Origin of the sequence: Aureimonas ureilytica DSM 18598 = NBRC 106430 (assembly GCF_000382705.1) — a bacterium.
GTDB classification, from domain to species: domain Bacteria; phylum Pseudomonadota; class Alphaproteobacteria; order Rhizobiales; family Rhizobiaceae; genus Aureimonas; species Aureimonas ureilytica.
On sequence record NZ_ARQE01000009.1, the window covers coordinates 67,319 to 92,565 of the forward strand.

Sequence of the window (25,247 nt, forward strand, 5' to 3'; positions counted from 1 at the left end):
CCCGCCCGGTTCGATCCCGGACGGGCAGGGAAGGGGATGGCAAGGCGTCAGACGCCCGGTGCCTCGCCCTTCGCATGGAGTTGCTCGGCCGCGAGAACGTCGCGGCGGATTTCCGCCGCGCGCTCGCCTGCGGGCTTCGAGAAGCGGGCGAGAAGCAGATAGGCCACCGGCGTCAGGAACAGTGTCGCGAGCGTCGCGAGGCCGAGACCGCCGACGATCACGTAGCCGAGCGTCACGCGCGCCTCCGCCCCGGCGCCGGACGAGAAGATCAGCGGCACGCCGCCGACGATCGTCGCGATCATCGTCATGAGCACCGGCCGCAGACGGATGATCGAGGCCTGTTCCACCGCTTCGCGCACGGACAGGCCGGTCTCGCGAAGCTGGTTGGCGAATTCCACGATCAGGATGCCGTTCTTGGCCATGATCCCGACGAGCAGCACGAGACCGATCTGCGAATAAAGATTCAGGCTCTCGCCGAAGAAGCCCATCGAATAGATCGCGCAGGCGACGCCGAAGGGCACGGTGGCGATGATGATGAAGGCCGAGACGAAGCTTTCGAACTGCGCGGCCAGAACCAGGAGCACGACGACGATGGCGAAGCCGAACACGAGGGCGAGGCCGCTGGACGTTTCCTGAAGCGTCGCCGCTTCCGCCAGCGGAACGAGGCGGATGTCCTCGGGCAGGCGGTCGGACGCGAAGTCCTGAAGCTCCGCCCAGCCCTGACCGATCGAGCTGCCCGGCCGCAGGTCCGCCGACAGGGCCACGGAGCGCGACTGGTTCTCGCGCGCCAGCGACGGCGCGATCGCTTCCTCCGTCACGGTGGCGATCGAGGACATCGGAATGAAACGCCCGTCGGTGCTGCGAAGGAAGATGTTGGCGAGGTCGGACGGATCGTTGATCGGCCGCGAGGTGGAGACGATGTGGATCGGCACCGAGCGATCCTCGACATAGGTCGTGCCGATCTCGCGCCCGTCGAGCAGCGACTGGATCGCGGCCGAGAGCGCGTTGATGTCGATGCCGAGATCGGACGCCTTCTGCCGGTCGATCGAGACCGAGAGCTGCGGCTGCGTCGTGTCGAAGGAGAGCTGGACGCGGCCCCAGCGCCCGTCCTCGTTCATCGCCGCTTCCAGCGCCTCGGCCGTGTCGGACAGAGACTGGTAGCTCGGACCCGCCAGCGCGAACTGAAGACCGCGCCCGCCGCCCCGGATGCCCAGGGAGTTCGGCTGGATGACCCGCGCCTGCACGCCCGGAATGTCGCGGAAGGCGCGGTTCAGCTCGCTCGCGATCTCCTGCTGCGTGCGCTCCCGCGCGCCCCAGTCCGTCAGCGTCATCACCATGAAGGCGCTGTTGCCCGTGCCGGTGCCGATGCGCGCGTAGATGCTGGTGGCTTCGCCGCTTTCCACATAGGGCAGAACGATCTCTTCCACCTTGCGCATCTGCTCGTTGGTGTAGTCGAGGCTGGCGCTTTGCGGCGCCGAGATGCTCATGAGCACGGTGCCGCGATCCTCGGCGGGCGTCAGCTGCTGCGGCAGGCCGGCGAAGACGCCGAGCGCGCCGACCGCGAACACGATCGACGCCGCCAGAACCGGCAGCGGATAGCCGAGGCACAGGCGCAGGAGCCGCGCGTAGACGCCGGCGAACAGACCGCCGAGGCGCGCGGCGGCGCGCTTCAGCGGCCCGACCTCGGGCTCGCGATCCGTCAGGAAGGCAGCGGCGAGCATCGGACACAGCGTCAGCGCGATGAAGGCCGAGAGGGTGACCGAGATGGCGAGAACGAAGCCGAACTCGCGGAACAAGCCGCCCGCGACGCCCGGCAGGAAGGAGATCGGGATGAACACGGCCGCGAGTGTCGCCGTGGTCGAGACGACCGCGAAGAACACTTCGCGCGTGCCGATCACCGCCGCCGCGCGGATGCTCATGCCGAGATCGCGCTGGCGGATGATGTTTTCCAGAACGATGATCGCATCGTCCACCACCATGCCGGTCGCCAGAACCAGCGCCAGAAGCGTGATGATGTTGACGGAGAAGCCGACGAGATAGATGCCCGCGACGACGCCGATCAGCGCGATCGGGATGGTGAGCGTCGGGATCAGCGTCGCCCGCGCGTTCATCAGGAAGGCGTAGATCACCGCGACGACGATGATGACGGCGAGAATCAGCGTCAGCTCGACCTCGTGCAACGAGCCGTTGATGAAGCTCGCCTCGTCCGAGGTCACGACGATGCGCGTGCCCTCCGGCAGGCTGGCGTTCAGTTCGGCGACGGCGGCGCGCACCCCTTCCGAAATGGCGATCGTGGAGGAGCCGGCCTGACGCACGACTTCGAGGCCGATGCCGGTCTGGCCGTTGACACGCAGGAGCGAGGCCGCTTCGTCCGGCCCGAAGCGCACGGAGGCGACGTCGCGCAGCCGCGTCGTCTTGTTGAGGAGAACCGCGCCGAACTGGTCGGGCGTCGTCAGGCTGGCGCTCGCGCGCACCACGAGGTTCTGCGTCGGCGATTCCAGCGAACCCGCCGGCTGGTCGAAGGACGCGTTTCCGAGCGCGGTGGTGACGTCCGCAAGCGTCAGCCCGCGCGTCGCCAGATCGTCCGGCCGGATGTCGATATAGACGAGCTTCTCGCGATCGCCCGACGGCTCGACGCTGGCGACGCCTTCCACGGCGGCCACGCGGTCGGCGATGCGGTCGTTCACCAGCGTCGTCAGGTCCTCGATCTTCAGCGACGAGGACAGGACGGCAAGACGCATGATCGCGTCGGCGTCCGCATCCGCCTTCACGATGCGCGCTTCGTCGGCATCGTCGGGCAGCGAATTCGCGATGCCCGCCACGGCGTCGCGCACGTCGCTCGCCGCGACGTTCAGATCGGTGGAATCGGTGAATTCGATCGTCACCCGGCTCTGGCCGAAGCGCGAGGAGGAGGAGATCGAGGCGATGCCGGGCACGCGGGCGACGGCGCTTTCGATCTCGTCCGTCAGCTGCCGGTCCACGACTTCCGGCGAGGCGCCCTCGAAACGGGTCGTCACCGTGATGACGGGTCGATCGACATTGGGCAGCTCGCGGATTTCCACCGCGTTGAAGGCGGCAAGGCCGGCGACGATCAGGAGAAGGTTCAGAACGATCGTGAAGACCGGCCGGCGGATGAACAGCGAGGTGAAGGCCGTCAGCCCGTCGATCCGACCCTCGCCGGGTATCTTCGGCGCGCCGCTCAAGGCGCGAGCTCCGCGCGGCGGCCATTGGCCGGGTCGGCGGCGGCCGAGGGGATCGGCGCGGGCGTCTGCGTGGCGTCCGCCGGAACGGGCGGGACGGCCTGGTCGAGGACGCGCACGCTCAGCCCCTCGCGCAATTGCTGGAGCCCTTCGCGCACCACTCGGTCATTGGCCTTCAGTGTCTCGGAGGCGACGAGAATGCGATCGACGTTGCGCTCGATGATGCGCACCGGCTTCTTCACGGCCTTGTCGTTCTCGATGGCCCAGACATAGGAGCCGGCGCGCTCCCACTGGATGGCGAGCGGATCGACCGAGAGATAGGACTGACCGGGGAATTCCATGGAAATGCCGAAGGACATGCCCGGCCGCAGGAGGTCCTCGGCATTGTCCACCAGCGCCTCGGCGCGCAACGTGCGGCTGGCCTCGTCGATGCGGCTGTCGAGCGCCGAGAGGCGTCCCTCGAAGACGCGGCCCGTGCGCGTCGTCGGCTCGGCGGTCACGGTCTGGCCGAGCGTCAGCTCCGCCGCATAGGCTTCGGGAACGTTGAAGAGAATCTTCAGCTGCGAGCGGTCGTCCACCACGGCGACCTGCGTGGAACTGTCGACGAGATCGCCGATGTCGAGATCGAGAAGACCGACGCGGCCGGAAATCGGCGCGACGACATCCCGCTTGCGCAGCGCGATCTCCGCGGTCTGGAGGTCGAGTGCGGCGGCGTCGCGCGCGCGGCTGACCTCGTCGAGCTGAACCGCCGTGATGGCCGCGCCGGCCGACAGCGACTGGTAGCGGCGAAGCTGCTCCTCGGCCGCCGTCAGCGCCAGCTTGGCGCGATCCACGGCGACGCGCTCGGCGTCGTTCTGCAGAACGGCGAGCGTCGCGCCTTCCTCGACCTGATCGCCGGATGCAAAGCCGATGCCCGCGACGATGCCGCCCGCATCCGGCCGGATCGCGACGGAGCGGACCGCCTCGCCCGTGCCGAGCGCGTTGAGCCGGTCGCGCGTGACGGAGGGCAGGGCCGGATCCACCACGACGAGCGGAACCGCCTGCCGGCCTTCGCGCTGAGCCGGCGTCGCGCCCACCTTCTCCTGCTCGGCCGGCGACAGGCGCGCGACGAGATCGCGGACCGGCGAGGGCAGGGGAAGCCCGCTTTCGAGCACCATCCGCCCGGGAAGCGGCGACAGCGTCATCCAGATGCCGAGGGCGGCCAGAAGAACGACGATGGTCACGACGAGCTGTCGGAGAAAAGCCATGGGACCCTTTTTCGGCTCGGGGCGCGAAAAGCTGCCCGCCGTTGCACTGCAAACCTAGCGAAGCGCGACGGCTCCGTTCCATAAATTTTGGTAAGTCTGGCTTAACGAGACCTGAACGAAGGACCGGAACGGCGAAAGGCCCGCGCGAACGCGGGCCTTCCCTGAGCTTTGCCCGCTCCTCACGAAGCGGACACGCTTGCGTTACTGTGCCTGCGTCGTGGCCGGCAGGTCGCCCGGGTTCTCGACGCGCATCGAGTCGCGGTTCTGGGCGTAGCTGTCGCGATTGTATTCCGGTGCGTTGCGCAGCTGGTCCTGCGTGAACTGCGTCGTCAGGGTGAGACGGCCGCTGGAGTCGCGCATGAACTGCAGATTGTCCATCGCCACCGCGACCGGCTTGGCGCCGATGCCGAGGAAGCCGCCGACATCCACGATCACCGCGTCGACCTGACCCTGCGGGGTCAGCGCGAGATCGCCGATCGAACCGATCGTCTGGTTGTCCGGGCCGTAGACCGTCGTGCCCATCAGGTTGTCGGCCGAAAGCTCGGCGCCCGTCACGGGCGAACCGCCGGCCATCGGCTGCGTGCCGCCGGTCGAGGCGGTGGACGTCGCATCCGTCGTGTCGGTCGCCATGCCGGTCGAGGCCGTTCCAGCCGCCATGCCGGCCGTGCCCGCAGCGGTGCCAGCGGCCATGCCGGCCGTGCCCGCAGCGGTGCCAGCGGCCATGCCGGCCGTGCCCGCAGCGGTGCCGGCCGCCATGCCCGTCGCCGCGCGGTTATTGGCCATGCCGTTGTTGGTCGCCGTGGTGTTGGCGGCCATTTCGTTCGCCTTGTCGTCCTCGAAGGACGGGGCGTTCTTCAGCTGGTCGCGCGAGGCGGCGAGCATGGCGTGGGGCTCGTTGTTCTCGCCGCGCGTCATGGAGACGTTGTCGAAGGGAACGCCGACATCCTTCTGGCCGATGCCGAGGAAGCCGCCGACGCCGATCACGATGCCGTCGACGCGGCCGTCCGAGGAGACGATCAGGTTGTTGATCTCGCCGATGCGGTCGGAATCCGTGGTCGCGCCGCCATAGACATTGTCGCCGACGAGGTTGGAGGCGAGATATTCATCCGCGCCGAGCGTCGCCGCGTAGCCATCCGACGAGGCCATGGCCGTGCCGGTCGTGGCAGGCTGCGTCGTGCTGGCGGCCATATTGGTCTGCGGCGCCGCCGGAGCCATCGTGCCGGTTGCCGTCGTGTTGGCGGCCATTCCGCCGGTCGCGGCCGGAGCCGTGGTGGTCGCCGCGCCCGGAGCCGCCGCCATGCCGCCGGCGGGCGTCGTGCCCATCGCGGCGTTGGTTTCGGCCGGGGTGGTGAAGGCCGGCGCCGAGGTCAGCTGCTCGCGCGAAGCCGTCAGAACGGCGCGCGGCTCGTTGTTCTGGCCCATCGTCCAGTTCACCTGATCGAAGGGAACGGCGATCGTCCTGGACTGGTCGCCGAGATAGGCGCCCGTGTCGATCACGACGGCCTTCACGGTGCCGTCGGCCGCCACGATGAGGTTCTCGATCTCGCCGGCTTCCTCGGCATTGGCGTCGGCCGAGGCGTAGACGTTCATGTCCATCAGGTCGTCGGAGAGATACTGGTTATCGCCCAGACTCTGGATATAGGCGATGTCGGCGACCGGAGCGGTGTCGGTGGTGGCGGGAGCGGCGGCGGTGGAGCCCTGGCTGGTCATGCCGCCCGTGCTCATGCCCTGATTGTTCATCGCGGGCTCGGTCGTCGTGGTCGGAGCGGCCGACTGCGCGAAGGCGCCGGTGGCGAGCACGGTGGCGATGGCTGTCGTCGCGAGGAGCTTGCGAACCATTCGAGTTCTCCCTTGAAGCTGTTGCGTGGAGTGGCTGGCGGCGCGCCGCGCCACCTTTCAGAAAGTTTAACCGCGTGGCGAGGGCTGAGTTCCGAACCCTTTCAAAAACGCCTTCGTGATCCGAAGCCGGTTTCGGTCAGGCGAAAGCGATGACGCCGAAGAAGAGGAGGAGCAGGAAGCCGACGAGGACGATCAGGATCAGAACCTTCGCGATGCCGGCCGATGCGCCCGCGACGCCGCGAAAGCCGAGCAGGCTCGCGATGGCCGCGACGACGAGAAGAATGACGATCCATTCGAGCATGTGAGACACCTTCCGTGCGCTGGCCGCGCCCTTCGCGGCTCCTGCGACAAAACGGTCGGCACCGACCTCAGTTCCCGTTCCCGCAGGGCCTCCCGCTCGGAGCCGCGCGCTCCATATGAGCGGCAAAACATTGGAAATCAGCGAGGCCGATCGGCGTCATGAAGGTTCATGCCCTCCTCAATCGCGATGGCGGCACTCTGCGGACGACGGACCTCGACGTCCTGAAGACGTTCATCTGCGACGAGTTTCGCCTTCATGGCCACGAGATCGACGTCGAGACGCTGTCCGGCGACGAACTGGCGGCGGCTCTCAAGACGCAGGCCGAGCGCAACGATCTCGACGTCCTGATGGTAGGGGGCGGCGACGGAACGGTCTCGTCGGCCGCCGCCAGCGTCGCGCATTCGCCCATCGCCCTCGCCGTGCTCCCGGCGGGCACGATGAACCTCTTCGCGCGCTCGATCCAGATTCCGCTGGAACTGGAAGAGGCCGTGCGCGCGCTGTCGACCGGCCGGATCGTGGAGGTCGACGTCGCCAGCGTGAACGACGAAATCTTCATCCACCAGTTCGCTGTCGGCCTTCACGCCCGCATGGTGCGCACGCGCGACAAGCTCGACTACGGCTCGCGGGTCGGAAAGATGTGGGCGAGCACCAAGGCGATCATGTCGGCCATCTACACGCTGCCGCTGGTGGACCTCGAAATCGAGATCGACGGAAAGCGCGAGTCGATCCGCACGCCAGCGGTCGCGATCTCCAACAATCTCTACGGCGACGGCCATGTGCCCTTCGCCGACGATCCGCAGGCCGGCAAGCTCGGCATCTACCTCATGCGCTCGCACGCCCGGCCGGCCATGCTGAAGATGACGATGGACATGATGCGCGGGGCCTGGAAGTCGAACAAGGACCTGACCGTCACCGAAGCCGAGTCCATCCGCATCGTCTATGGCGGCCGGAAGACCCACAATCGCGCCGTCATGGACGGCGAGCTGAAGACGCTCGATCGCGTGTCCGACGTGTCGATCCAGCGCCGCGCGCTGAAGGTCGTCGTGCCCGACGATGCCTCGCTGACCTGACGAAAACGGGGCGCACTTCTCGCGAAGCCGCCCCGATCGTTCCGGCCCGTTTCGGCGGCCGGCGCTTCGCGCTGGCCGCCGGTTTCGTCACCGCACTTCGTTGGAGAAGTCGTCCGGCGCGCGCGCGTCGCTTCGGCTCTCGGGGTCCATGCCGATGGACTCGGCGGTGCCATAGGCATGTCCGCCGTCCGCCAGCATGTCCATCGCATCGCGGATCTGCATCGCGATCGGCTCGAACTCGCTGCCGCGATCGATATCGGCGCGGTCGTCTATCTGGCCGGCGAGGGCCGAGAGGCGGTGCTGCTTTTCTTCGAGCGTCATCGCCGGATTGTTGAGGATGTCGTCGATCTCGTCCTGCGTGACGGGCTGGGCGATCCCCGGCCGGTCATCGTCGGCGCCGACCTCCGTGTTGAGGCCGGTCAAGGTGCGGTCGAAGCGCTGGATGTCGCTCATGTCGATCTCCCATTTCTCGATTCAGCAACGCGGTCGAGGGGAGGGAGGTTGCGGCGTGCCCCTCGTGAACTTTGTGTAAGGTGCGACATGACAAAGCCCGGCCGCTCGACACGAGCAACCGAGCTTCCTGCGTTCGGACAGGAGCGTGCGGATCAGGGGCGCGTGCCGGTGCCCGACGGAACGGCCGCGCTGTTGTTCGCCTGCGAAGGCGTCACGGTGGAGCTCGTAGTGTCGGTCGGCGTCGCGGGGGCGGCGCTCACGTCCGAATTCTGGACGCCGCCGATATTCTGATCGGGCAGCACGCTACCGTAGATGCCGAGGCCGGCAAACACGATGAGGGCGAGCGCCAGTCCGCCGAGGAGGACATAGAGGACCGGGCGTCCGGTTCGGCCCTGCCGCGCTTTCGTGGTGTTGAGCTCTGCCATGGACCTCTCCCATTGTTCGATATCTCAGGGGGAACAATTCGCGGCCGCGCGAAACGATCCATCGCGTTTTCGGGAAAAGTCGATCGGGGCAGGCGCCTGCCAAAAAAAGGGCGGTGCGCTCGCCGCGCACCGCCCTTCGATCTGCAGCCATGGGGCGCGCCGTCAGTCGCCGCGATCGCGATAGCCGCGCAGCGCCATGAACAGGCCCCAGAACGAGGCGAGCCCGACCGGCAGGAGAAGAAGCGCCTTGCGCTTGCGCACCATCGCGAAGATCAGCGGCAGGTTCGACACCGCCGCGACGCTTGCGATCGAGGCGACATCACGCTGAACGCGGTCCCGCGCGCGCTGGCGCGGGCGACGGCCGACGACGAGAAGCACCACATACATGATCGCGACGCCGATCAGACACACGAGACCGAAGCCGATCGATGTCTGGACATGGCCGTAGCGGAAGGCGAGCCATGTGAACAGCGCGTTCACGAGAAACCCGAACGCGCTGATCCCGAGGATCGCCATGACGATGTAGAGGGCCAGCGCCGTGCGAAGGCGCGCGATGTAGATCGACGCCTCGCCCGTAAAGACTTTGGTGATGAGCTGACCGAGCATCGATCAGTTTTTGAAGAGGCGCGCGTAGAGATAGCCGACGGCGGCCGCGATCAGCACGCTTTTGATCGGCTCGGCGCGCACGCGCTCGCTGACCTGCTCCTCGAACTCGCCGGCCGTTTCCTGCGCCTGACGGAAGTAGCGCTCGCCCCGGTCGCGCACTTCGTCGCGCAGCGCGAAGGCCTGCGAGCGCGCGTCGTCCGCCCGGCCGCCGGCGATCGTCTTCAGGGACTCGACCACCTGGGCGACATCCTCGCGCAGCTTGGCGACCTGCGACTCCAGATCGCCCTCGGCCTTGTGAGCCTCGGCCTTGCCGGACTGGGAGAAATCGGACGGCGTGCTGTCGGACATGGAAGGCTCCTTTACCCTACTGGTCGAAAACGACGGAACTGGCGGAGACCATCGCTGCCGATGGCCGGTGCCTGAATGGCGGGGCAGGGACGCTGGTTCCCTGTTGCGCTGCAAAAATCCTGCGCGGGTGCGATCCGCGCAAGAGAGCCTCAAGCGGCGGGTGCGACGCCGATGATCTGCGAGGAGATCGAATCCGGCCCGAACTCGCCGTCACCCTCGATGCCCAGGAGATCGGCCATGCGGGTGCGCGCCCGCGAGACGCGGCTCTTGATGGTGCCCACGGCGCATTTGCAGATGTCGGCGGCTTCCTCGTAGGAGAAGCCCGAGGCGCCGATCAGGATCAGCGCTTCGCGCTGGTCGTCCGGCAGCTGGTCGAGCGCCTTGCGGAAGTCCTGAAGGTCGAGATGGCCCTGCTGTTCGGGGTGCCCGGCGAGCTGCATGGCGTGGATGCCGTCCACGTCCTGGACCTCGCGGCCCTTCTTGCGCATCTGCGTGTAGAACTCGTTGCGCAGGATCGTGAACAGCCATGCCTTCAGATTGGTGCCGGGCTGAAACGTGTGCTGCTTGTCCCAGGCCTTGACCAGGGTCTCCTGCACCAGATCGTCGGCACGGTCGAAGGAGCCCGCCAGCGATGCGGCGAAGGCGCGCAGATTGGGGATGATGGCGATCAACTCACGGCGGAAGTCCGGTTCCTGACCCATGGTGGTTCAATCCTCCTTGGGCGTCTTGGCGGCCGACTCCACGGCATCCAAAGCGTCGAGAAGGGACAGAAATCGGTCGGGAATGGGCTCGCTCGCCACGTCGTCGTAATAGGCCTTCAAGCGCTTGCCGATGGCCGAACTCGAGCCCAGATCGGTCGGGCCGCCCGACGCAGGCGCGGTTTCGTGCTGCGGCTGCGCGCCTTCCCTGTTGTCTCGATCTTCCATACTGTCCCGTACCCTTGTCATGCTGATCCGCGCCGTCGCCATCACGCCGTCATGAGCGCTACATGTAGGACCGGCCCCGTTTCTCAAGTCCGGCCTTGCGGGAGGGTTCAAATATTGTCGCGACGCTCTGGCACTTCCCGAACGACGCCTTAACTTGGAGCGAAGCTGCGGATTGCAGGCCGCGCTCTCGAAGGGCGTCGGCGGCAGCTCCGTTCGTCGGAGGGCAGTGGTGTCGGCTGGCTTCACGGTCGGTCTTTTCGAGAGTTACGAGGGGAATTCCATGTCGATGTCCTCGCGCATAGCGCCGCACATTCCTTATCTTCGGCGGTACGCTCGCGCGCTCAGCGGTTCGCAGACCTCGGGCGATGCCTATGTGGCCGCCGTGCTGGAGGCGCTGATCGCCGAACCGAGCCTGTTCGACACGCAGGAAAGCCCCCGCATTTCCCTCTACAAGCTGTTCTCCTCGCTCTGGCAGTCGGTCGAGGTGAACGTGCGCGACGACGCGCCGGTTTCGGCCTGGGAAGAAAAAGCCTCGCGCAACCTGCGCGGCATCTCGCCCCTGCCGCGACAGGCCTTCCTCCTCGTAGCCGTCGAAGGCTTCACCACCGAGGAGGCCGCGACGATCCTTGGCGTCGGCGATGCCGATTTCTCCGAACTCATCGACCAGGCGAGTTCCGATATCGGCCGTCAGGTGTCCACCAACATCATGATCATCGAGGACGAGCCTCTGATCGCGATGGATATCGAGCAGATGGTGGAGAGCCTCGGCCATGGCGTGACGGGCATCGCCCGCACGCACAAGGAAGCGATCACCCTGTTCGAGCAGCAGAAGCCCGGCATGGTTCTCGCCGACATCCAGCTCGCGGACGGCTCCTCGGGCATCGATGCGGTGAACGAGATCCTGTCCAAGGTGTCCGTGCCGGTGATCTTCATCACCGCCTTCCCCGAGCGCCTCCTGACGGGCGAGCGGCCGGAGCCGACCTTCCTCGTCACCAAGCCGTTCAACCCGGACATGGTGAAGGCGCTGATCAGTCAAGCGCTGTTCTTCGAGACCGAGCGCGAAGCCGCCTGACGGAATGTAACTTCGGATGACTGCGCGGAGGGAGCCGCCTGAAATTTGAGGTTCAGGTTGGAACCTTCCGTGCTTCCCAGCGATATCCGTCAGGAACAATGAGGTTTCGGGTGGTTATGACAGGGTCTTGTCGGATGCTTGCAGGACCGATGCCAGTGGTGACGCGAGGTTCGGGCACGGGTCTCGACCGCGGGAGCATCCGAAACCTTCTGTTGAGGCCTTTGAGAGTGTTCCCGGAGGTTGAAGCCGTGCGCACTTTCGAATTATGTAGCCGGGAACGGTTTCGTAGAAATATCCGTGTAAGCCACGTCTTTGCATCGAGGCGCGGCCGGACGGAAAAGAGCAACGCGACATGGTAGCCTACAAGGCGCTCAAGGCATTGGCGAACACGGAAATGGCCCTGTTCGCTCAAGATACGAGCCTGCGCTACCTCTGGCTCTTCAATGCCGAGGGTTCATGGCTGGCGACGGCGCATAACGGCGATACGGATCACGACTTCCTGCCGGGGCCGGCGGCCGAGAAATCCACCTCGATCAAGCAGGACATTCTCCGAACCCACAAGCCGGCGCGGTTCGAGCTGCCGATCCTCAGCGGCGAGGCCGTGCGCTGGTTCGACATTCGCATCGATGTCGATCGCAACGATGCGGGCGAGGTGATCGGCATCATCGGCACGTCGCTCGAGATCACCGAACAGAAGCGGCGCGAGGAAACGCTGAAGACTCTCCTCAGGGAAGTCTCGCATCGCTCCAAGAATCTTCTCGCCATCATTCAGAGCCTCGCCAGCCAGACCGCGCGCCATTCGCTCACCGTGCCCGAATTCCTCGTGCGGTTTCGTGGACGCATCCAGTCCTTGGCGTCGTCGCAGGATATCGTCACCGACACCGACTGGCGCGGCGCCGACCTGTTCGGCCTCGTCACCCTTCAGGTCGAGCGCTACGCGCCTGACGGAATGGATCAGATCCAGTTCGACGGGATCGACGTCTATCTGTCGCCGACCGCTGCGCTGCATGTCGGGCTGGCGCTGCACGAACTGGCCGTGAACGCCGCCTCCTACGGCTCGCTCTCCGTACCGGGCGGCCGGGTCTCGATCCGCTCGGGGCTGGAGGAGCGAGGCGGATCGACCCTCCTTCTTCTCGAATGGACCGAATCGCGCGGGCCGCGCGTCCGGGTCGATCACGATCCGCGCTTCGGCACATCCACCCTGGAACGCATCGTCCCCAATTCCGTGGGCGGCGAAGCCGAACTCGACTATCAGCCGGATGGACTCCAGTACCGACTGCGTATTCCGTCCAACCAGTTCGAACTCATCTAGCGCATGGCTGATTCGGTCCCGACGCCGCATCGTTCGGGAACCTGAGATATGTTCAATCGGTTAACGTGGCGAAAGGATGTTCGCCATGGAACAGATCGCCGCCGTGCTCCTCCTCGTTGGTTGTAACGCTGAGATGTCGACCTGCCGCGAGATCCCCGTGCCCGAGCCCATTCAGGTCAGCATGGAATCTTGCGAAACGGCGCGCCCGCTCGCGATGCGTCTGGCCGGGGCAGGGGAGTCCAAGCTCTTCTCGACCTGCGTGCCCATGGCGTCGGCCAAGGGCAAGTCCTCGGTTTCGCTCGCCTGGGCGCTGACGCGCGGCGGGCAATTGAGCGTCGAGTTGGGGGATTCCAACAATCTCGTTGCCGCCCGCTGACGAACCGATCTGGAAGAGCGGAAGCCGGGTGCTATAACGTCGCCAGGGACGTTTGAATGGAGAAGGCTTTCCGATGAAGTCCATGATTCTCGCCGCCGTCGCGGCTAGCACTCTCGCGCTGAGCGGCTGCCAGTCGGTGGATCGCAACGTGGCGATCCCGGCCGGCATCGGCGCGCTCGGCGGCGCGGCCGTGGGCGCTGGGATCACCGGCAATGCGCGTGGCGCGCTGATCGGCGCGGCCGTCGGCGGCGCCGGCGGCGCTCTGCTCGGCGCGGCGACGAACCGTCCCGGCCAGTGCGTGTATCGCGACGGTCGCGGTCAGCGCTATTATGCGGATTGCCCGGCCGGTTACTGACCGTCCGTTCGGGATGACTAAAAGAGGCCGTCGCCCATCGCGGCGGCCTCGTTTCGTTTGGAGGATGCGATGCGCCGATCCGATCAGAACACGACCAGCCGCCGGCTTCGCCTCGGCGCCCTCGGTCTCGTGCTGACCCTGTCGACGCTGGCGCTGCCGGGCTGTCGCTCGGACGTTCTCCCAGCCGTGTTCGGGCTCGGCGAAGGGGGCATCGCCGCCTATGCGCCCGGCACGCTCCCGGACATTCAGGCGCATGAAGGCGACAAGCTGATCGGCCAGTCCGCGAGCGAGACCGGCCGCTGCATCTACGAGAACGCCGTGGGCCGCCGCTTCCGCGCCGATTGCCCGGAGGGCTACAAGCCCTGAGGCGAATCTTTTTCGCTTGCCTCTGAGCTATCGGCCTCGCGGGCGAGGTGGACGAAGGCATCGCGATAGTCGCCCGGCGTTTCCACCACGCGAGCGAAATCCACACGAACGAGCCCGTCGCCGCGCTGCGCCTCGAAGCCGAGCGGATCGAGCGTCACGATGCGCCAGTCGCTTCCCGACTGCGCCCGCGCATGGCGCAGGATGGCGTCGAGATTGTCGGCGTGATCCTCGTTCATATGCCGGATGACAGCGGCCTCGCGGGCGAGGATGTCGCTTGCCACCTCCCGGCAAAGGTCGTCGCGGGTCAGTCGATAGGCGCGGGCAAAGCCCCCGTTCAGAAGCCCGGAGCGGACCCGAAGTCGCCAGAAGGCGAAGTCCGCGAAATCCGCATAAAGGGCCGCACGTGGCAGGCGCGCAAGAAAACGGGCCCGGGCGGTATCGTGTTCGGAACTGCCGGCCTCGATCCGCGCCGCGTCGCAGCGAAGGGTCAGGCGCGCGGATGCCAAGGGATCGCCCTTGTCGACCTCGCCCACGAGAAGCGAGGCGACGGGATGGGCGCGAAGGGCCTTGGTGTGATCCGACAGATCGGACAGGAGGAGGAGCACGTCGCCGCCGGGCTCGCGGGCCAGCGCGACGCGGGTCGCGAGCGGCAGCCCGTCCGAGGCGTCGAGCGTCGCCAAGGCGCCATGGCGTGCTTCGCCGGCGAGCCGCCGCGCGTCGCGACGCGCGGCCTCGTCGGGCACCAGGAACGGCTCGGCGCGACGCTGCGCGTCAGATGGATCGTCGGTCATTTTGCGCGGCCTTCCCCTCTCATGGCCTCCCCAAATGAGGCGAAATGAACTATCTCAGCCCGATAGGAAGCGGGAAGGCCCAGTCCTTCGCCGTCGACGGAGTTCCCATGTCCGACACGCTCAAATCCGCCATTCTCGACGTTCTGCGCTCCATTCCGACGCCGGATGGCGGGGGGGATGTGGTGTCTCGCGACATGGTGTCGGACATCTTCGTCGCCGACCGCAAGGCCTTCTTCTCGCTGAGCGTCGCGGCGAGCGAGGCGGAGCGCTTCGAAGGGTTTCGGCAGGAAGCCGAGCGCCGCGTCACCGAAATCGAGGGGATCGACACGGCAATGGTCGCGCTGACCGCCGAGCGCAAGGGCGCGGGCATGGCCGCCCGCCCGGCGCCGACGCCTCGGCCGCAGCCCGGCGCGCCGCATCCGCACCATCATCCCCGTCCGCGTCCGGGCGGCGCCGCCATGCCCGCGCCGCCGGTGGCGCCGCCGCGTCCCGTGCGGCCCGATATTCCGGGCATCCGCCGCATCGTGGCGGTGGCGAGCGGCAAGGGCGGCGTCGGCAAGTCGACCACCGCCGTCAATCTGGCGCTCGCGCTCTCCTCGCTCGGCCTCAAGGTCGGTTTGCTCGACGCCGACATCTACGGCCCGTCCGTGCCGCGCCTCCTGCATCTGTCGGGCAAGCCCGAGACACGCAACGGTCGCACCATGGTGCCGCTCGAAGCCTATGGGCTGAAGGCCATGTCGATGGGCTTCCTCGTGGAAGAGGAAACGCCGATGATCTGGCGCGGGCCGATGGTCATGTCGGCCTTGACGCAGATGTTGCGCGAAGTGGAATGGGGCGATCTCGACATGCTCGTGGTCGACATGCCGCCGGGCACGGGAGACGCGCAGCTCACCATGGCGCAGTCCGTGCCGCTCGCCGGGGCCGTGATCGTCTCGACGCCGCAGGATCTCGCGCTGATCGACGCGCGCAAGGGCCTCGCGATGTTCCGCAAAGTCGAGGTACCCGTTCTCGGAATCGTCGAGAATATGAGTTATTTCGTCGCGCCCGATACGGGCAAGCGATACGATATTTTCGGCCATGGCGGCGCGCGGGCCGAAGCCGAGCGCCTGGGCGTGCCCTTCCTGGGCGAGGTGCCGCTCGAAATGGTGATTCGCGAAAGCTCCGATGCGGGCCGCCCGGTGGTCGCCGACGACCCGTCCGGACCTCATGCACAGGTTTATCGGGACATCGCGGCGCGGGTTCTGGCCTCGATCGAAGGGGTTTCGGCCACGACTCCCAAGGCACCCACAATTGTTTTTGACTGATTGCTCAGACGATAGGCTTGCACAAAACTTGATTTTTGGTCTCCATGCGGGCTCCCGGCGGCAATGGCGCCGCCACGACGTTCATGGAGAACGCATTGATGACATTGGCGAAGAAGCTGCTGGCCGCCACGGCAATCGTCCTGACTCTGGGATCGGCCGCCTCGGCAAAAACCTTCGTCTTCTGTTCGGAAGGCTCGCCGGAAGGCTTCGACCCCGGCCTCTACACGGCCGGCACCACGTTCGATGCCTCGGCCCATCCGATCTACAACCGCTTGACCGAGTTCAAGAAGGGCACGACCGAGACCGAACCGGGCCTCGCCGAGAGCTGGACCGTTTCGGAAGACGGCAAGCAGTACACGTTCAAGCTGCGCCCGGGTGTCAAGTTCCACGCGAACGACACGTTCACGCCGACGCGTGACATGAACGCCGACGACGTCGTGTTCTCGTTCGACCGTCAGGGCAACGCGAGCAATCCCTGGCACCAGTATGTCTCGGGCGCGTCCTGGGAATACTACGCCTCGATGTCGATGCCCGACATCGTGCAGTCCGTCGAGAAGGTGGACGACCTCACGGTCCGCTTCAACCTGAAGAGCGCCTATGCGCCGTTCCTCGCGAACGTCGCCATGCCCTTCGCCTCGATCGTGTCGAAGGAATATGCCGACAAGCTGGCCGAGGCCGGCAACCAGGCGCAGTTCAACCAGCAGCCGATCGGCACCGGGCCGTTCCGCTTCGTCGCCTATCAGCCCGATGCCGTGATCCGCTATCAGGCCTTCGCCGACTATTGGGGCGGCAAGCAGCCGATCGACGATCTCGTCTTCGCCATCACCAAGGACGCCTCGGTTCGCCAGCAGCGCCTTCTGGCGAACGAGTGCCAGCTGATGGCCTATCCGAACCCGGCCGACGTGCCGGCGCTGCAGGCCAACAAGGACCTGACGGTCGCCGAGCAGGAAGGCCTGAACGTCGGCTACTTCGCCTACAACACGCAGGTCGCACCCTTCGACAAGCCCGAAGTGCGTCGCGCGCTGAACATGGCGATCGACAAGGACGCCATCATCCAGGCCGTCTACCAGGGTGCCGGCCAGAAGGCCAAGGCGCCGATCCCGCCGACCATGTGGAGCTACAACGACGCTCTCAAGGACGACGCCTACGATCCGGAAGCGGCCAAGAAGGCGCTGGAAGCGGCCGGCGTCAAGGATCTTTCGATGAAGATCTGGGCCATGCCCGTGTCGCGTCCCTACAACCCGAACGCCGCCCGCATGGCCGAGCTGATCCAGGCGGACTTCGCCAAGGTCGGCGTCAAGGCCGAGATCGTCACCTACGAATGGGGTGAGTATCTCGAGCGCTCGAAGGACAAGAACCGCGACGGCGCGGTCCTGCTCGGCTGGACCGGCGACAATGGCGACCCGGACAACTTCCTGGCCGTTCTCCTCGGCTGCGACGGCGTGGGCGGTGCGAACCGCGCGCAATGGTGCAACCAGGACTTCGAGAAGCTGATCCAGGAAGCCAAGACCGTTTCCAAGCAGGAAGACCGTGCCAAGCTCTACGAGCAGGCGCAGGTCATCTTCAAGGAACAGGCGCCCTGGGCCACGATCGCCAACTCGGTGGTCTACGTGCCGATGCGCTCCAACGTCGTCGGCTTCGTCCAGAGCCCGCTCGGCGACTACACGTTCGACGGCGTCGATCTGAAGGACTGAGCGCGCCACAACGCGCTGAGCGAGGAGGGGCGGCGCGCAGCCGCCCCTTTTCCTTTTGGTCAAAACTCTGCTTTATGCAGCCAATTCAAACCGATGCGGTGACGCGCGCCCGCAGAACCGTGTAGAGCGCCCCCATGTTTCGCTTTCTTATGGCTCGTCTCGGCATTCTCGTGCCGACCTTTCTGGGCGTCGCTCTCGTCGCCTTTTCCTTCATCCGGCTCCTGCCGGGCGACCCCGTCACGCTGATGGCGGGCGAGCGCGGCGTCAGCGCCGAACGCCACGCCCAGCTGACGGCGGCGCTCGGCTACGACCAGCCGCTGCCGATCCAGTTCATGAACTACATCGTGCAGCTGTTTCACGGCGATTTCGGGACGTCGATCGTCACGCGGCGCCCGGTTCTGACCGAGTTCCTGACGCTCTTCCCGGCGACCGTCGAACTCTCGCTCGTCGCGATCTTCCTGGCGGTGCTGATCGGCGTTCCCGCCGGCGTCTTCGCCGCCGTGAAGCGCGGCTCCTGGCTCGATCAGACGATCATGGGCACGGCGCTCGTCGGCTATTCCATGCCGATCTTCTGGTGGGGCCTGCTCCTCATCATCTTCTTCTCGGGAACGCTCGGCTGGACGCCCGTCTCGGGCCGCATTTCGCTGATGTATTTCTTCCCGCAGGTGACGGGCTTCATGCTGGTGGACAGCCTCCTGTCCGGGCAGAAGGGCGCCTTCGCCTCGGCGCTCAGCCATCTGATCCTGCCGAGCGTCGTGCTCGCCACGATCCCGCTCGCCGTGATCGCGCGGCAGACGCGCTCGGCCATGCTGGAAGTGCTGAGCGAGGACTATGTGCGCACCGCCCGCGCCAAGGGCCTCAAGCCCAACCGCGTCATCGGCATTCATGCCCTGCGCAACGCGCTGATCCCGGTCATCACGACGATCGGCCTGCAGATCGGCGTGATGATGGCCGGCGCGATCCTGACCGAGTCGATCTTCTCCTGGCCGGGCATCGGCAAATGGATGGTCGATAGCGTGTTCCGCCGTGACTACCCAGTGGTGCAGGGAGGTCTCCTCCTGATTGCGCTCGTGGTGATGGTCGTCAATCTCGTGGTCGATCTTCTCTACGGCCTCATCAACCCCCGCGTCCGCGCGCGATAAGGAGAGGCTCTGATGTCCCATATCGAAGCTCAGGAAGCGGAAGCCGGCATCGGCTCCAACATGCCGGACCACGCGCCGCCCGCCGGCGGCCGCGCGCAGATGCTGCGCGAGTTCTGGTACTATTTCTCGGTCAATCGCGGCGCGGTGGCGGGTCTTTTCGTCTTCCTGCTGATCGTTCTTCTCGCGATCCTCGCGCCGGTTCTCGCTCCGCACGATCCGACCGCGCAGAACCGCGCGGCGCTTCTCGTGCCGCCGGTCTGGCAGGAGGGCGGGCAGGCGGCCTTCCTGCTCGGCACCGACGCGGTCGGGCGCGACGTCCTGTCCCGCCTTCTGTTCGGCGCGCAGTACTCGCTCTTCATCGGCGTCGTCGTGGTGGTGCTCGCCGTCTCCACCGGCGTCGTGATCGGCCTCGTCGCCGGTTATTATCGCGGCTGGGTCGACACGGTCATCATGCGCGTGATGGACGTGATCCTGGCCTTCCCCTCGCTGCTTCTGGCGCTGGTTCTGGTCGCGATCCTCGGCCCCGGCCTCACCAACGCGATGATCGCCATCGCGCTCGTGCTGCAGCCCCATTTCGTGCGTCTGACGAGAGCCTCGGTTCTCGCCGAAAAGGAGCGTGAATATGTCGTGGCGGCGCGGGTCGTCGGCGCGGGGCCGCTGCGTCTCATGTTCAAGACGATCCTGCCGAACTGCCTCGGCCCGCTCATCGTACAGGCGACGCTGTCCTTTTCCAGCGCGATCCTCGATGCGGCGGCGCTCGGCTTCCTCGGCCTCGGCGCCCAGCCTCCGACGCCCGAATGGGGCACGATGCTGGCCGAAGCGCGCGAGTTCGTGCTGCGCGCCTGGTGGGTCGTGACCCTGCCGGGTCTCGCCATCCTCATCACGGTGCTCGCCATCAATCTCGTGGGCGACGGTCTGCGCGACGCGCTCGACCCGAAGATGCGCCGGAGCTGATCCCATGTCGCTTCTCGAAATCCGCAATCTCACCGTCAGCTTCGACACCGCCTCCGGCCCCTTCAAGGCCGTGGACGGGATCGACATCCATGTCGACAAGGGCGAGGTCCTCGCCATCGTCGGCGAGTCGGGCTCCGGCAAGTCGGTCGGCATGCTCGCCACCATGGGCCTTCTGCCCAAGACCGCGACCGTCACGGCCGACCGGATGCTGTTCGACGGCCGCGACATGCGCGCGATCTCCGGCCGCGAGCGCCGCCAGCTCATCGGGCGCGACATCTCGATGATCTTTCAGGAGCCGATGGCGAGCCTCAATCCGTGCTTCACGGTCGGCTTCCAGCTCACCGAGACGCTGCGCTTCCATCTCGGCCTCGGCCGCTCGGAGCGCAAGCGCCGGGCGATCGAGCTTCTGGAGGCGGTCGGCATTCCCGACCCGGCCTCGCGCCTCTCGGTTTATCCGCACCAGATGTCGGGCGGCCAGTGCCAGCGCGTGATGATCGCCATGGCGATCGCCTGCAACCCCAAGCTCCTGATCGCCGACGAGCCCACGACGGCGCTCGACGTGACGATCCAGAAGCAGATCCTCGACCTCCTCGTCGGGCTCCAGCGCGAGCACGGGATGGGGCTCATCATGATCACCCACGACATGGGCGTCGTCGCCGAAACGGCGCACCGCGTCGTCGTGCAGTACAAGGGCCGCAAGATGGAAGAGGCGGACGTGCTCTCCCTGTTCGAAGCGCCGAAACATCCCTATACGCGCGCGCTTCTCTCCGCTCTGCCGGAGAACGCGACCGGGGACCGCCTGCCGACCGTCGCCGACGCCATGGCGCTGGAGGGAATGCGATGAGCACGGTTCTCGAAGCGCGCGGCCTCAAGCGCGACTACCACATCGCGGGCGGGCTCTTCTCGCCGACGAAGACCGTCCACGCCGTGAAGGGCGTCAGCTTCTCGGTGGATCGCGGGCAGACGCTCGCGATCGTCGGTGAATCGGGCTGCGGCAAGTCCACGCTCGCGCGGATGCTGACCCTGATCGACGCGCCGACCGCCGGTTCGCTCCATATCGACGGCCAGCCGATGGACGTCGCCAAGGGCGTGACCTCCGATATGCGCCGCAAGGTGCAGATCGTGTTCCAGAACCCCTATGGCTCGCTCAACCCGCGCCAGAAGGTCGGCGACGTGTTGACCGAGCCGCTGCTTCTCAACACCGATCTGTCCGCCTCGCAGCGGCGCGAGAAGGCCATGGCCATGCTCGTCAAGGTCGGCCTCGGTCCGGAGCACTTCAACCGCTATCCGCACATGTTCTCCGGCGGCCAGCGCCAGCGCATCGCCATCGCGCGCGCGCTGATGCTGAACCCGAGCCTTCTCGTTCTCGACGAGCCGGTCTCGGCGCTCGACCTGTCGGTGCAGGCGCAGATCCTGAACCTTCTGGCCGATCTGCAGGACGAGCTCGGCCTCACCTATGTCTTCATCAGCCACGACCTGTCGGTCGTGCGCTACATCGCCGACAAGGTGATGGTGATGTATTACGGCGAGGTGGTAGAATACGGCACGCGCGACGAGGTCTTTGCCGCGCCGAGCCACGACTACACGAAGAAGCTGTTCGCCTCGACGCCGCGCGCCGATATCGAGAGCATCCGCGCCCGCATGGCCGCCCGCGGCGCGCCGGCCGCCTGACGATCGACGCCGCCGCCTTCTCGAGGGCGGCGGCGCTCCCAGGAGAGGTCTCACAAGGGCAGGGCGGTCGTGCTCTTGATCTCCTCCATCACCGCATAGGTGTGGGTTTCCCGAATGCCGGGAAGTTCCAGAAGCGCCTGCGCCAGAAAGGCGCGATAGGCGACCATGTCCTTTACCCGCGCTTTCAGAAGATAGTCGAAGCCGCCCGCTACCATGTGGCATTCCAGAATGTCGGCATTGGCCTTGGCGGCGCGTCCGAACTCGGTGAACACGTCCTCGCTGGTGCGATCGAGCTTCACTTCCACGAAGACCACGAGCCCACGATCCAGCTTCTCGGGCGACAGGCGCGCATGATGGCCGAGAATGAAGCCTTCCTCGGTCAGCCGCTTGACGCGCGCCGCGACGGCGGTCGGCGAAAGGTGAACGCGGGCCGCCAGATCCACCGTGGAAAGCCGGGCGTCCGCTTGAAGCGCGCGGAGGATATTTCGGTCCTTTTCGTCCAGCGTGGCGTTTTCCATCGCGCGATATCCCTCAGGCTTCGAAATCCAGCGTATAGGATGCGATAATCGCCGGGAAAGAAAGTCCGGGATTTGATAGGGTCCGGCGCGATCTTCCCCCGCCGACGGAGCCCCGGTTTTCATGAGCCTCGCGCCCTTTTCCGCCCCCTATTCACCCAGCGACCGCGACGCCGTCGCCGGCCTCCTGAAAGCCGCCGAAAGCTTTGCCGTGGACGAGGGCGCGGTGAAGGCGCGCGCCCGCCATTACATCGAGAGCATCCGCTCGCGCGCGGGCGGCATCGGCGCGGTGGAAGACTTCATGCGCGAATTCGGCCTCTCGACGCGCGAGGGGCTGGCGCTGATGGTGCTGGCCGAAGCGCTCCTGCGCGTGCCCGACACCGAAACGCAGGACCGCCTGATCGAGGACAAGATCGGCGCGGGCGACTGGGCCAATCGCGAGCCCATCGTCGATCAGAAGATGATGGCGGCCTCGGCCTGGGCGCTCGGCCTGTCGGCCCGCATCATCCGCCCGCACGAGACGCCGTCCGGCATCGTGCAGTCGCTGGTGAAGCGCGTCGGCGCGCCGGCCGTGCGCACCGCGACCCGTCAGGCCATGCGCTTTCTCGGCCGGCAGTTCGTGCTAGGCGAGACGATCGAGGACGCGCTGGAGCGGGCGCGCGGCTTCGAGAAGAAGGGCTATCGCTACTCCTACGACATGCTGGGCGAGGGCGCGCGCACCAAGCGGGACGCCGAGCGCTACTTCAAGGCCTATGCCGACGCGATCGAGGCGATCGGCCGCAAGGCCGGCAACAAGGCGCTGCCCGATCGCCCGGGCATCTCCGTCAAGCTCTCGGCGCTGCATCCGCGCTACCATCCAACCCATCGCGACACCGTGCTGCGCGAGCTGGTGCCGCTGGTGGTGGACCTCGCCAACCGCGCCCGCTCCTATGATCTGAACTTCACGATCGACGCGGAAGAAGCCGAGCGTCTGGAGCTCTCGATCGACGTGATCGAAGCCGTCGTGGAGCAGGTGACGTTCGACGGCTGGATCGGCTTCGGTCTGGCGATCCAGGCCTATGGAAAGCGCGTGATCCCGCTGATCCGTCATCTCGACGCGATCGCCGAGCGGGCGGGCATCCGCATGATGGTGCGCCTCGTGAAGGGCGCTTATTGGGACACCGAGATCAAGCAGTCCCAGGAAAAGGGCCTGCCCGGTTTCCCGGTGCATACGGTGAAACCGGCGACGGACCTGTCCTACCTCGCCAGCGCCAACGAGCTTCTCCAGCGCCGAGCCCGGCTCTATCCGCAATTTGCCACGCACAATGCACTGACCGTCGCCAACATCCTGGAGATGGCCGGCTCGAATCGCTCGGGCTTCGAGTTCCAGCGCCTGCACGGCATGGGCGAATCGCTCTACGAGGCGCTGCGCGAGGACACGAAGGGCGAGGTCTCCTGCCGCATCTACGCGCCGGTCGGCGGCTATAGCGATCTACTGGCCTATCTCGTGCGTCGCCTCCTCGAGAATGGCGCCAATTCCTCCTTCGTCGCCAAGGTCGGTGACGTGAAGGTGCCGGTCGATGATCTCCTCGCCCATCCGCGCGAGCTTCTGCAGGGCGGGCGCGTCACCCATGCGGGGGTCGTCAACCCGACCGATCTGTTCGGCTCGCGGCCAAATTCCAAGGGCACGGAGTTCGGCGACCGCTGGGCGCTGGCCGCGCTCCTGAAGGCCCGCGACGGCGCCAAGCTCGCAGGTCTTTCGGCCGATCCCGTGCAAGGGCTCGACACGCGCGCCGCGATCGACATCCGCTCGCCCGTGGACGGCGCGGCCGTCGGCACCAGCCGCTTCCTGACGGCTGCCGGCGCGACGGCGCTGGTCGAGCGCGCGAAGGCGGCGGTCCGCGCCACCGAAGCCGTGCCGGCCACGACCCGCGCCGCGCAGCTTCGCCGCGCCGCCGATCTTCTGGAAGCGCGCGAGGGCGAGTTTCTCGCGCTTCTGACGCGTGAAGCCGGCAAGACGCTGGACGACGGGATCGCGGAACTGCGCGAGGCCGTGGACTTCTGCCGCTTCTATGCCGCCGAGGCCGAGCGCCTCCTGGCGCAGCCCGTCGCCCTGCCGGGGCCGACCGGCGAGGAGAACCGGCTGATCTATCGCTCGCGCGGCGTCGCCGTCTGCATCTCGCCCTGGAACTTCCCGCTCGCGATCTTCCTTGGCCAGGTTGCGGCGGCGCTGGCCGGCGGCAATGTGGTGATCGCCAAGCCCGCCGAGCAGACGCCGCTGATCGCCGCCCGCGCGGTGGCGATCCTGCACGAGGCGGGCTTCTCCAAGGACGCGGTCTATCTGGCGCCGGGTGACGGCGAAGCCGGCGCGGCGCTCGTCGCCCATCCGGCGACCGCGCTCGTCGCCTTCACGGGATCGACCGAGACCGCCTTCGCCATCAACCGCTCGCTCGCCGCCCGCAACGCGCCGATCGCGCCGCTGATCGCGGAAACCGGCGGCATGAACGCCATGATCGTGGACGCGACGGCGCTTCCCGAGCAGGTGGCGGACGATGTCGTGCGCTCGGCCTTCCGCTCGGCCGGCCAGCGCTGCTCGGCGCTGCGGCTTCTCTTCGTGCAGGCCGATGTCGCGGATCGAATGCTGGCGATGATCGAGGGCGCGGCCGCCGAGCTCCATGTCGGCGACCCCGCCGATCTCGAGACCGATGTCGGCCCGGTGATCGACGCCGCGCAGGCCGAGATGCTGACCGGCCATATCGCCGAGATGCGCGCCAAGCAAAATGTCCGTTTCGAGGGCAAGCTCCCGGCCGACCTGCCGGCGGCCGGGCACTATGTCGCCCCGACCATCGTCGAGATCGACCGGCCGGAGGCGCTGACCCGCGAAGTGTTCGGGCCGGTGCTGCATGTCGTCAGATGGAAGGCCGGCGATCTCGCCAAGGTCTGCGACGCGGTGGACGCGACGGGCTTCGGCCTGACGCTCGGCGTTCATTCGCGCATCGACGAGACGATCCGCTTCGTGAAGGAGCGGCTGACGGTCGGCAATGTCTATGTGAACCGCAACATGATCGGCGCCATCGTCGGCTCGCAGCCTTTCGGCGGCTCGGGCCTGTCGGGCACCGGACCGAAGGCCGGCGGGCCGAACTATCTTGCCCGCTTCGTGCGCGAGCAGGTGATCTCCACCAACACGGCGGCGGCAGGCGGAAACGCCAGCCTGATCGCCGCCGGCGGGGATTAAGCCTCAACGCTCCTTGCGCCCGGCGCCGCCCTTCGTATGGTGGCGCCGGGCCTCCCCGGCGAGGCC

Annotated in this window: 25 protein-coding genes; 13 read left to right on the forward strand and 12 right to left on the reverse strand. The window is 66.8% G+C overall.

What is annotated here, in order from left to right; genetic code table 11:
- Window positions 1-47: 47 nt before the first annotated feature.
- The 4 genes from B146_RS0117775 to B146_RS28455 form a co-directional block, all read right to left on the reverse strand.
- Window positions 48-3,203: an efflux RND transporter permease subunit gene (locus B146_RS0117775; protein WP_019997824.1), complete on the reverse strand. Its 3,156-nt coding sequence runs from the start codon at window positions 3,201-3,203 to the stop codon at window positions 48-50.
- Window positions 3,200-4,447: an efflux RND transporter periplasmic adaptor subunit gene (locus tag B146_RS26565; protein ID WP_019997825.1), complete on the reverse strand. Its 1,248-nt coding sequence runs from the start codon at window positions 4,445-4,447 to the stop codon at window positions 3,200-3,202. The genes B146_RS0117775 and B146_RS26565 overlap by 4 nt, the downstream gene beginning before the upstream one ends.
- 201 nt (window positions 4,448-4,648) lie before the next feature.
- The gene (locus B146_RS26570; RefSeq protein WP_019997826.1) at window positions 4,649-6,286 is read right to left on the reverse strand and encodes a PRC-barrel domain-containing protein; all 1,638 of its coding nucleotides are present in this window, start codon (window positions 6,284-6,286) and stop codon (window positions 4,649-4,651) included.
- Between the two features lie 136 nt (window positions 6,287-6,422).
- Window positions 6,423-6,587 carry a DUF1328 domain-containing protein gene (locus tag B146_RS28455; protein ID WP_019997827.1) on the reverse strand — a complete coding sequence of 55 codons (165 nt, stop codon included), beginning with the start codon at window positions 6,585-6,587 and terminating at the stop codon, window positions 6,423-6,425.
- Window positions 6,588-6,745: 158 nt separating this feature from the next.
- Here B146_RS28455 and B146_RS0117795 point away from each other — a divergent pair, with 158 nt between their 5' ends.
- The gene (locus B146_RS0117795; protein WP_019997828.1) at window positions 6,746-7,657 is read left to right on the forward strand and encodes a diacylglycerol/lipid kinase family protein; all 912 of its coding nucleotides are present in this window, start codon (window positions 6,746-6,748) and stop codon (window positions 7,655-7,657) included.
- Between the two features lie 87 nt (window positions 7,658-7,744).
- Here the strand turns inward: B146_RS0117795 and B146_RS0117800 are convergent, their stop codons facing one another.
- The 6 genes from B146_RS0117800 to B146_RS0117825 form a co-directional block, all read right to left on the reverse strand.
- Window positions 7,745-8,110, reverse strand: coding sequence for a hypothetical protein (locus B146_RS0117800; protein WP_019997829.1), 366 nt, complete (start codon window positions 8,108-8,110; stop codon window positions 7,745-7,747).
- Between the two features lie 152 nt (window positions 8,111-8,262).
- The gene (locus tag B146_RS26575) at window positions 8,263-8,535 is read right to left on the reverse strand and encodes a hypothetical protein (RefSeq protein ID WP_019997830.1); all 273 of its coding nucleotides are present in this window, start codon (window positions 8,533-8,535) and stop codon (window positions 8,263-8,265) included.
- A gap of 162 nt (window positions 8,536-8,697) precedes the next feature.
- The gene (locus tag B146_RS0117810; protein ID WP_019997831.1) at window positions 8,698-9,141 is read right to left on the reverse strand and encodes a hypothetical protein; all 444 of its coding nucleotides are present in this window, start codon (window positions 9,139-9,141) and stop codon (window positions 8,698-8,700) included.
- A gap of 3 nt (window positions 9,142-9,144) precedes the next feature.
- Window positions 9,145-9,489: a DUF883 family protein gene (locus B146_RS0117815; RefSeq protein WP_019997832.1), complete on the reverse strand. Its 345-nt coding sequence runs from the start codon at window positions 9,487-9,489 to the stop codon at window positions 9,145-9,147.
- A gap of 149 nt (window positions 9,490-9,638) precedes the next feature.
- On the reverse strand, window positions 9,639-10,190 hold the full coding sequence (locus tag B146_RS0117820) for a sigma-70 family RNA polymerase sigma factor (RefSeq protein WP_019997833.1): 552 nt from the start codon (window positions 10,188-10,190) through the stop codon (window positions 9,639-9,641).
- Window positions 10,191-10,196: 6 nt separating this feature from the next.
- The gene (locus B146_RS0117825; RefSeq protein ID WP_019997834.1) at window positions 10,197-10,415 is read right to left on the reverse strand and encodes a NepR family anti-sigma factor; all 219 of its coding nucleotides are present in this window, start codon (window positions 10,413-10,415) and stop codon (window positions 10,197-10,199) included.
- A 280-nt stretch (window positions 10,416-10,695) separates the two neighbouring features.
- Between B146_RS0117825 and B146_RS0117830 the strand changes: the two genes are divergently transcribed.
- The 5 genes from B146_RS0117830 (at window position 10,696) to B146_RS0117850 (ending at window position 13,896) form a co-directional block, all read left to right on the forward strand.
- A complete protein-coding gene (locus B146_RS0117830) occupies window positions 10,696-11,487 on the forward strand; it encodes a response regulator (RefSeq protein WP_026358708.1) in 792 nt (263 codons plus the stop codon).
- A gap of 352 nt (window positions 11,488-11,839) precedes the next feature.
- A complete protein-coding gene (locus tag B146_RS0117835; RefSeq protein ID WP_019997836.1) occupies window positions 11,840-12,799 on the forward strand; it encodes a sensor histidine kinase in 960 nt (319 codons plus the stop codon).
- A gap of 85 nt (window positions 12,800-12,884) precedes the next feature.
- Window positions 12,885-13,175, forward strand: coding sequence for a hypothetical protein (locus tag B146_RS26580; RefSeq protein ID WP_155897579.1), 291 nt, complete (start codon window positions 12,885-12,887; stop codon window positions 13,173-13,175).
- A gap of 73 nt (window positions 13,176-13,248) precedes the next feature.
- Window positions 13,249-13,530 (forward strand): glycine zipper domain-containing protein, encoded by a 282-nt coding sequence (locus B146_RS0117845; protein WP_019997838.1) that lies wholly within the window; start codon window positions 13,249-13,251, stop codon window positions 13,528-13,530.
- Between the two features lie 69 nt (window positions 13,531-13,599).
- On the forward strand, window positions 13,600-13,896 hold the full coding sequence (locus tag B146_RS0117850; protein ID WP_019997839.1) for a hypothetical protein: 297 nt from the start codon (window positions 13,600-13,602) through the stop codon (window positions 13,894-13,896).
- Here the strand turns inward: B146_RS0117850 and B146_RS0117855 are convergent.
- Window positions 13,884-14,687, reverse strand: coding sequence for a HugZ family pyridoxamine 5'-phosphate oxidase (locus B146_RS0117855; RefSeq protein ID WP_019997840.1), 804 nt, complete (start codon window positions 14,685-14,687; stop codon window positions 13,884-13,886). The genes B146_RS0117850 and B146_RS0117855 overlap by 13 nt on opposite strands.
- 107 nt (window positions 14,688-14,794) lie before the next feature.
- Here B146_RS0117855 and B146_RS0117860 point away from each other — a divergent pair, with 107 nt between their 5' ends.
- The 6 genes from B146_RS0117860 to B146_RS0117885 all read left to right on the forward strand — a co-directional run bounded on the left by B146_RS0117860 (window position 14,795) and on the right by B146_RS0117885 (window position 21,452).
- Window positions 14,795-15,991 carry an Mrp/NBP35 family ATP-binding protein gene (locus B146_RS0117860; protein WP_026358710.1) on the forward strand — a complete coding sequence of 399 codons (1,197 nt, stop codon included), beginning with the start codon at window positions 14,795-14,797 and terminating at the stop codon, window positions 15,989-15,991.
- 95 nt (window positions 15,992-16,086) lie between these two features.
- Window positions 16,087-17,685 carry an ABC transporter substrate-binding protein gene (locus tag B146_RS0117865; protein ID WP_026358711.1) on the forward strand — a complete coding sequence of 533 codons (1,599 nt, stop codon included), beginning with the start codon at window positions 16,087-16,089 and terminating at the stop codon, window positions 17,683-17,685.
- A 134-nt stretch (window positions 17,686-17,819) separates the two neighbouring features.
- Entirely contained in the window at window positions 17,820-18,827 is a 1,008-nt protein-coding gene (locus B146_RS0117870) for an ABC transporter permease subunit (protein ID WP_019997843.1), read from the forward strand.
- Window positions 18,828-18,887: 60 nt separating this feature from the next.
- Window positions 18,888-19,781, forward strand: a complete 894-nt coding sequence (locus B146_RS0117875; protein WP_026358712.1) for an ABC transporter permease subunit — start codon at window positions 18,888-18,890, stop codon at window positions 19,779-19,781.
- A gap of 4 nt (window positions 19,782-19,785) precedes the next feature.
- Window positions 19,786-20,625 (forward strand): ABC transporter ATP-binding protein, encoded by an 840-nt coding sequence (locus tag B146_RS26585; protein ID WP_019997845.1) that lies wholly within the window; start codon window positions 19,786-19,788, stop codon window positions 20,623-20,625.
- On the forward strand, window positions 20,622-21,452 hold the full coding sequence (locus B146_RS0117885) for a dipeptide ABC transporter ATP-binding protein (protein ID WP_019997846.1): 831 nt from the start codon (window positions 20,622-20,624) through the stop codon (window positions 21,450-21,452). The genes B146_RS26585 and B146_RS0117885 overlap by 4 nt, the downstream gene beginning before the upstream one ends.
- A 50-nt stretch (window positions 21,453-21,502) precedes the next feature.
- Here the strand turns inward: B146_RS0117885 and B146_RS0117890 are convergent, their stop codons facing one another.
- Window positions 21,503-21,970 (reverse strand): Lrp/AsnC ligand binding domain-containing protein, encoded by a 468-nt coding sequence (locus tag B146_RS0117890; protein ID WP_019997847.1) that lies wholly within the window; start codon window positions 21,968-21,970, stop codon window positions 21,503-21,505.
- Window positions 21,971-22,091: 121 nt separating this feature from the next.
- Here B146_RS0117890 and putA point away from each other — a divergent pair, with 121 nt between their 5' ends.
- Window positions 22,092-25,181: a bifunctional proline dehydrogenase/L-glutamate gamma-semialdehyde dehydrogenase PutA gene (gene putA, locus B146_RS0117895; protein WP_019997848.1), complete on the forward strand. Its 3,090-nt coding sequence runs from the start codon at window positions 22,092-22,094 to the stop codon at window positions 25,179-25,181.
- Window positions 25,182-25,247 lie beyond the last annotated feature (66 nt).

Excerpts from the sequence above, each read along its gene's own strand:
- putA (WP_019997848.1), top strand. The coding sequence starts at position 22,092 with ATGAGCCTCGCGCCCTTTTCCGCCCCCTATTCACCCAGCGACCGCGAC.
- B146_RS28455 (WP_019997827.1), bottom strand. The coding sequence starts at position 6,587 with ATGCTCGAATGGATCGTCATTCTTCTCGTCGTCGCGGCCATCGCGAGC.
- B146_RS26575 (WP_019997830.1), bottom strand. The coding sequence starts at position 8,535 with ATGGCAGAGCTCAACACCACGAAAGCGCGGCAGGGCCGAACCGGACGC.
- B146_RS0117800 (WP_019997829.1), bottom strand. The coding sequence starts at position 8,110 with ATGAGCGACATCCAGCGCTTCGACCGCACCTTGACCGGCCTCAACACG.
- B146_RS0117885 (WP_019997846.1), top strand. The coding sequence starts at position 20,622 with ATGAGCACGGTTCTCGAAGCGCGCGGCCTCAAGCGCGACTACCACATC.
- B146_RS0117845 (WP_019997838.1), top strand. The coding sequence starts at position 13,249 with ATGAAGTCCATGATTCTCGCCGCCGTCGCGGCTAGCACTCTCGCGCTG.
- B146_RS0117860 (WP_026358710.1), top strand. The coding sequence starts at position 14,795 with ATGTCCGACACGCTCAAATCCGCCATTCTCGACGTTCTGCGCTCCATT.
- B146_RS0117890 (WP_019997847.1), bottom strand. The coding sequence starts at position 21,970 with ATGGAAAACGCCACGCTGGACGAAAAGGACCGAAATATCCTCCGCGCG.
- B146_RS0117830 (WP_026358708.1), top strand. The coding sequence starts at position 10,696 with ATGTCGATGTCCTCGCGCATAGCGCCGCACATTCCTTATCTTCGGCGG.
- B146_RS0117820 (WP_019997833.1), bottom strand. The coding sequence starts at position 10,190 with ATGGGTCAGGAACCGGACTTCCGCCGTGAGTTGATCGCCATCATCCCC.
- B146_RS0117795 (WP_019997828.1), top strand. The coding sequence starts at position 6,746 with ATGAAGGTTCATGCCCTCCTCAATCGCGATGGCGGCACTCTGCGGACG.
- B146_RS0117855 (WP_019997840.1), bottom strand. The coding sequence starts at position 14,687 with ATGACCGACGATCCATCTGACGCGCAGCGTCGCGCCGAGCCGTTCCTG.
- B146_RS26565 (WP_019997825.1), bottom strand. The coding sequence starts at position 4,447 with ATGGCTTTTCTCCGACAGCTCGTCGTGACCATCGTCGTTCTTCTGGCC.
- B146_RS26580 (WP_155897579.1), top strand. The coding sequence starts at position 12,885 with ATGGAACAGATCGCCGCCGTGCTCCTCCTCGTTGGTTGTAACGCTGAG.
- B146_RS0117835 (WP_019997836.1), top strand. The coding sequence starts at position 11,840 with ATGGTAGCCTACAAGGCGCTCAAGGCATTGGCGAACACGGAAATGGCC.
- B146_RS0117810 (WP_019997831.1), bottom strand. The coding sequence starts at position 9,141 with ATGCTCGGTCAGCTCATCACCAAAGTCTTTACGGGCGAGGCGTCGATC.
- B146_RS0117815 (WP_019997832.1), bottom strand. The coding sequence starts at position 9,489 with ATGTCCGACAGCACGCCGTCCGATTTCTCCCAGTCCGGCAAGGCCGAG.
- B146_RS26570 (WP_019997826.1), bottom strand. The coding sequence starts at position 6,286 with ATGGTTCGCAAGCTCCTCGCGACGACAGCCATCGCCACCGTGCTCGCC.
- B146_RS0117850 (WP_019997839.1), top strand. The coding sequence starts at position 13,600 with ATGCGCCGATCCGATCAGAACACGACCAGCCGCCGGCTTCGCCTCGGC.
- B146_RS0117870 (WP_019997843.1), top strand. The coding sequence starts at position 17,820 with ATGTTTCGCTTTCTTATGGCTCGTCTCGGCATTCTCGTGCCGACCTTT.
- B146_RS26585 (WP_019997845.1), top strand. The coding sequence starts at position 19,786 with ATGTCGCTTCTCGAAATCCGCAATCTCACCGTCAGCTTCGACACCGCC.
- B146_RS0117875 (WP_026358712.1), top strand. The coding sequence starts at position 18,888 with ATGCCGGACCACGCGCCGCCCGCCGGCGGCCGCGCGCAGATGCTGCGC.
- B146_RS0117825 (WP_019997834.1), bottom strand. The coding sequence starts at position 10,415 with ATGGAAGATCGAGACAACAGGGAAGGCGCGCAGCCGCAGCACGAAACC.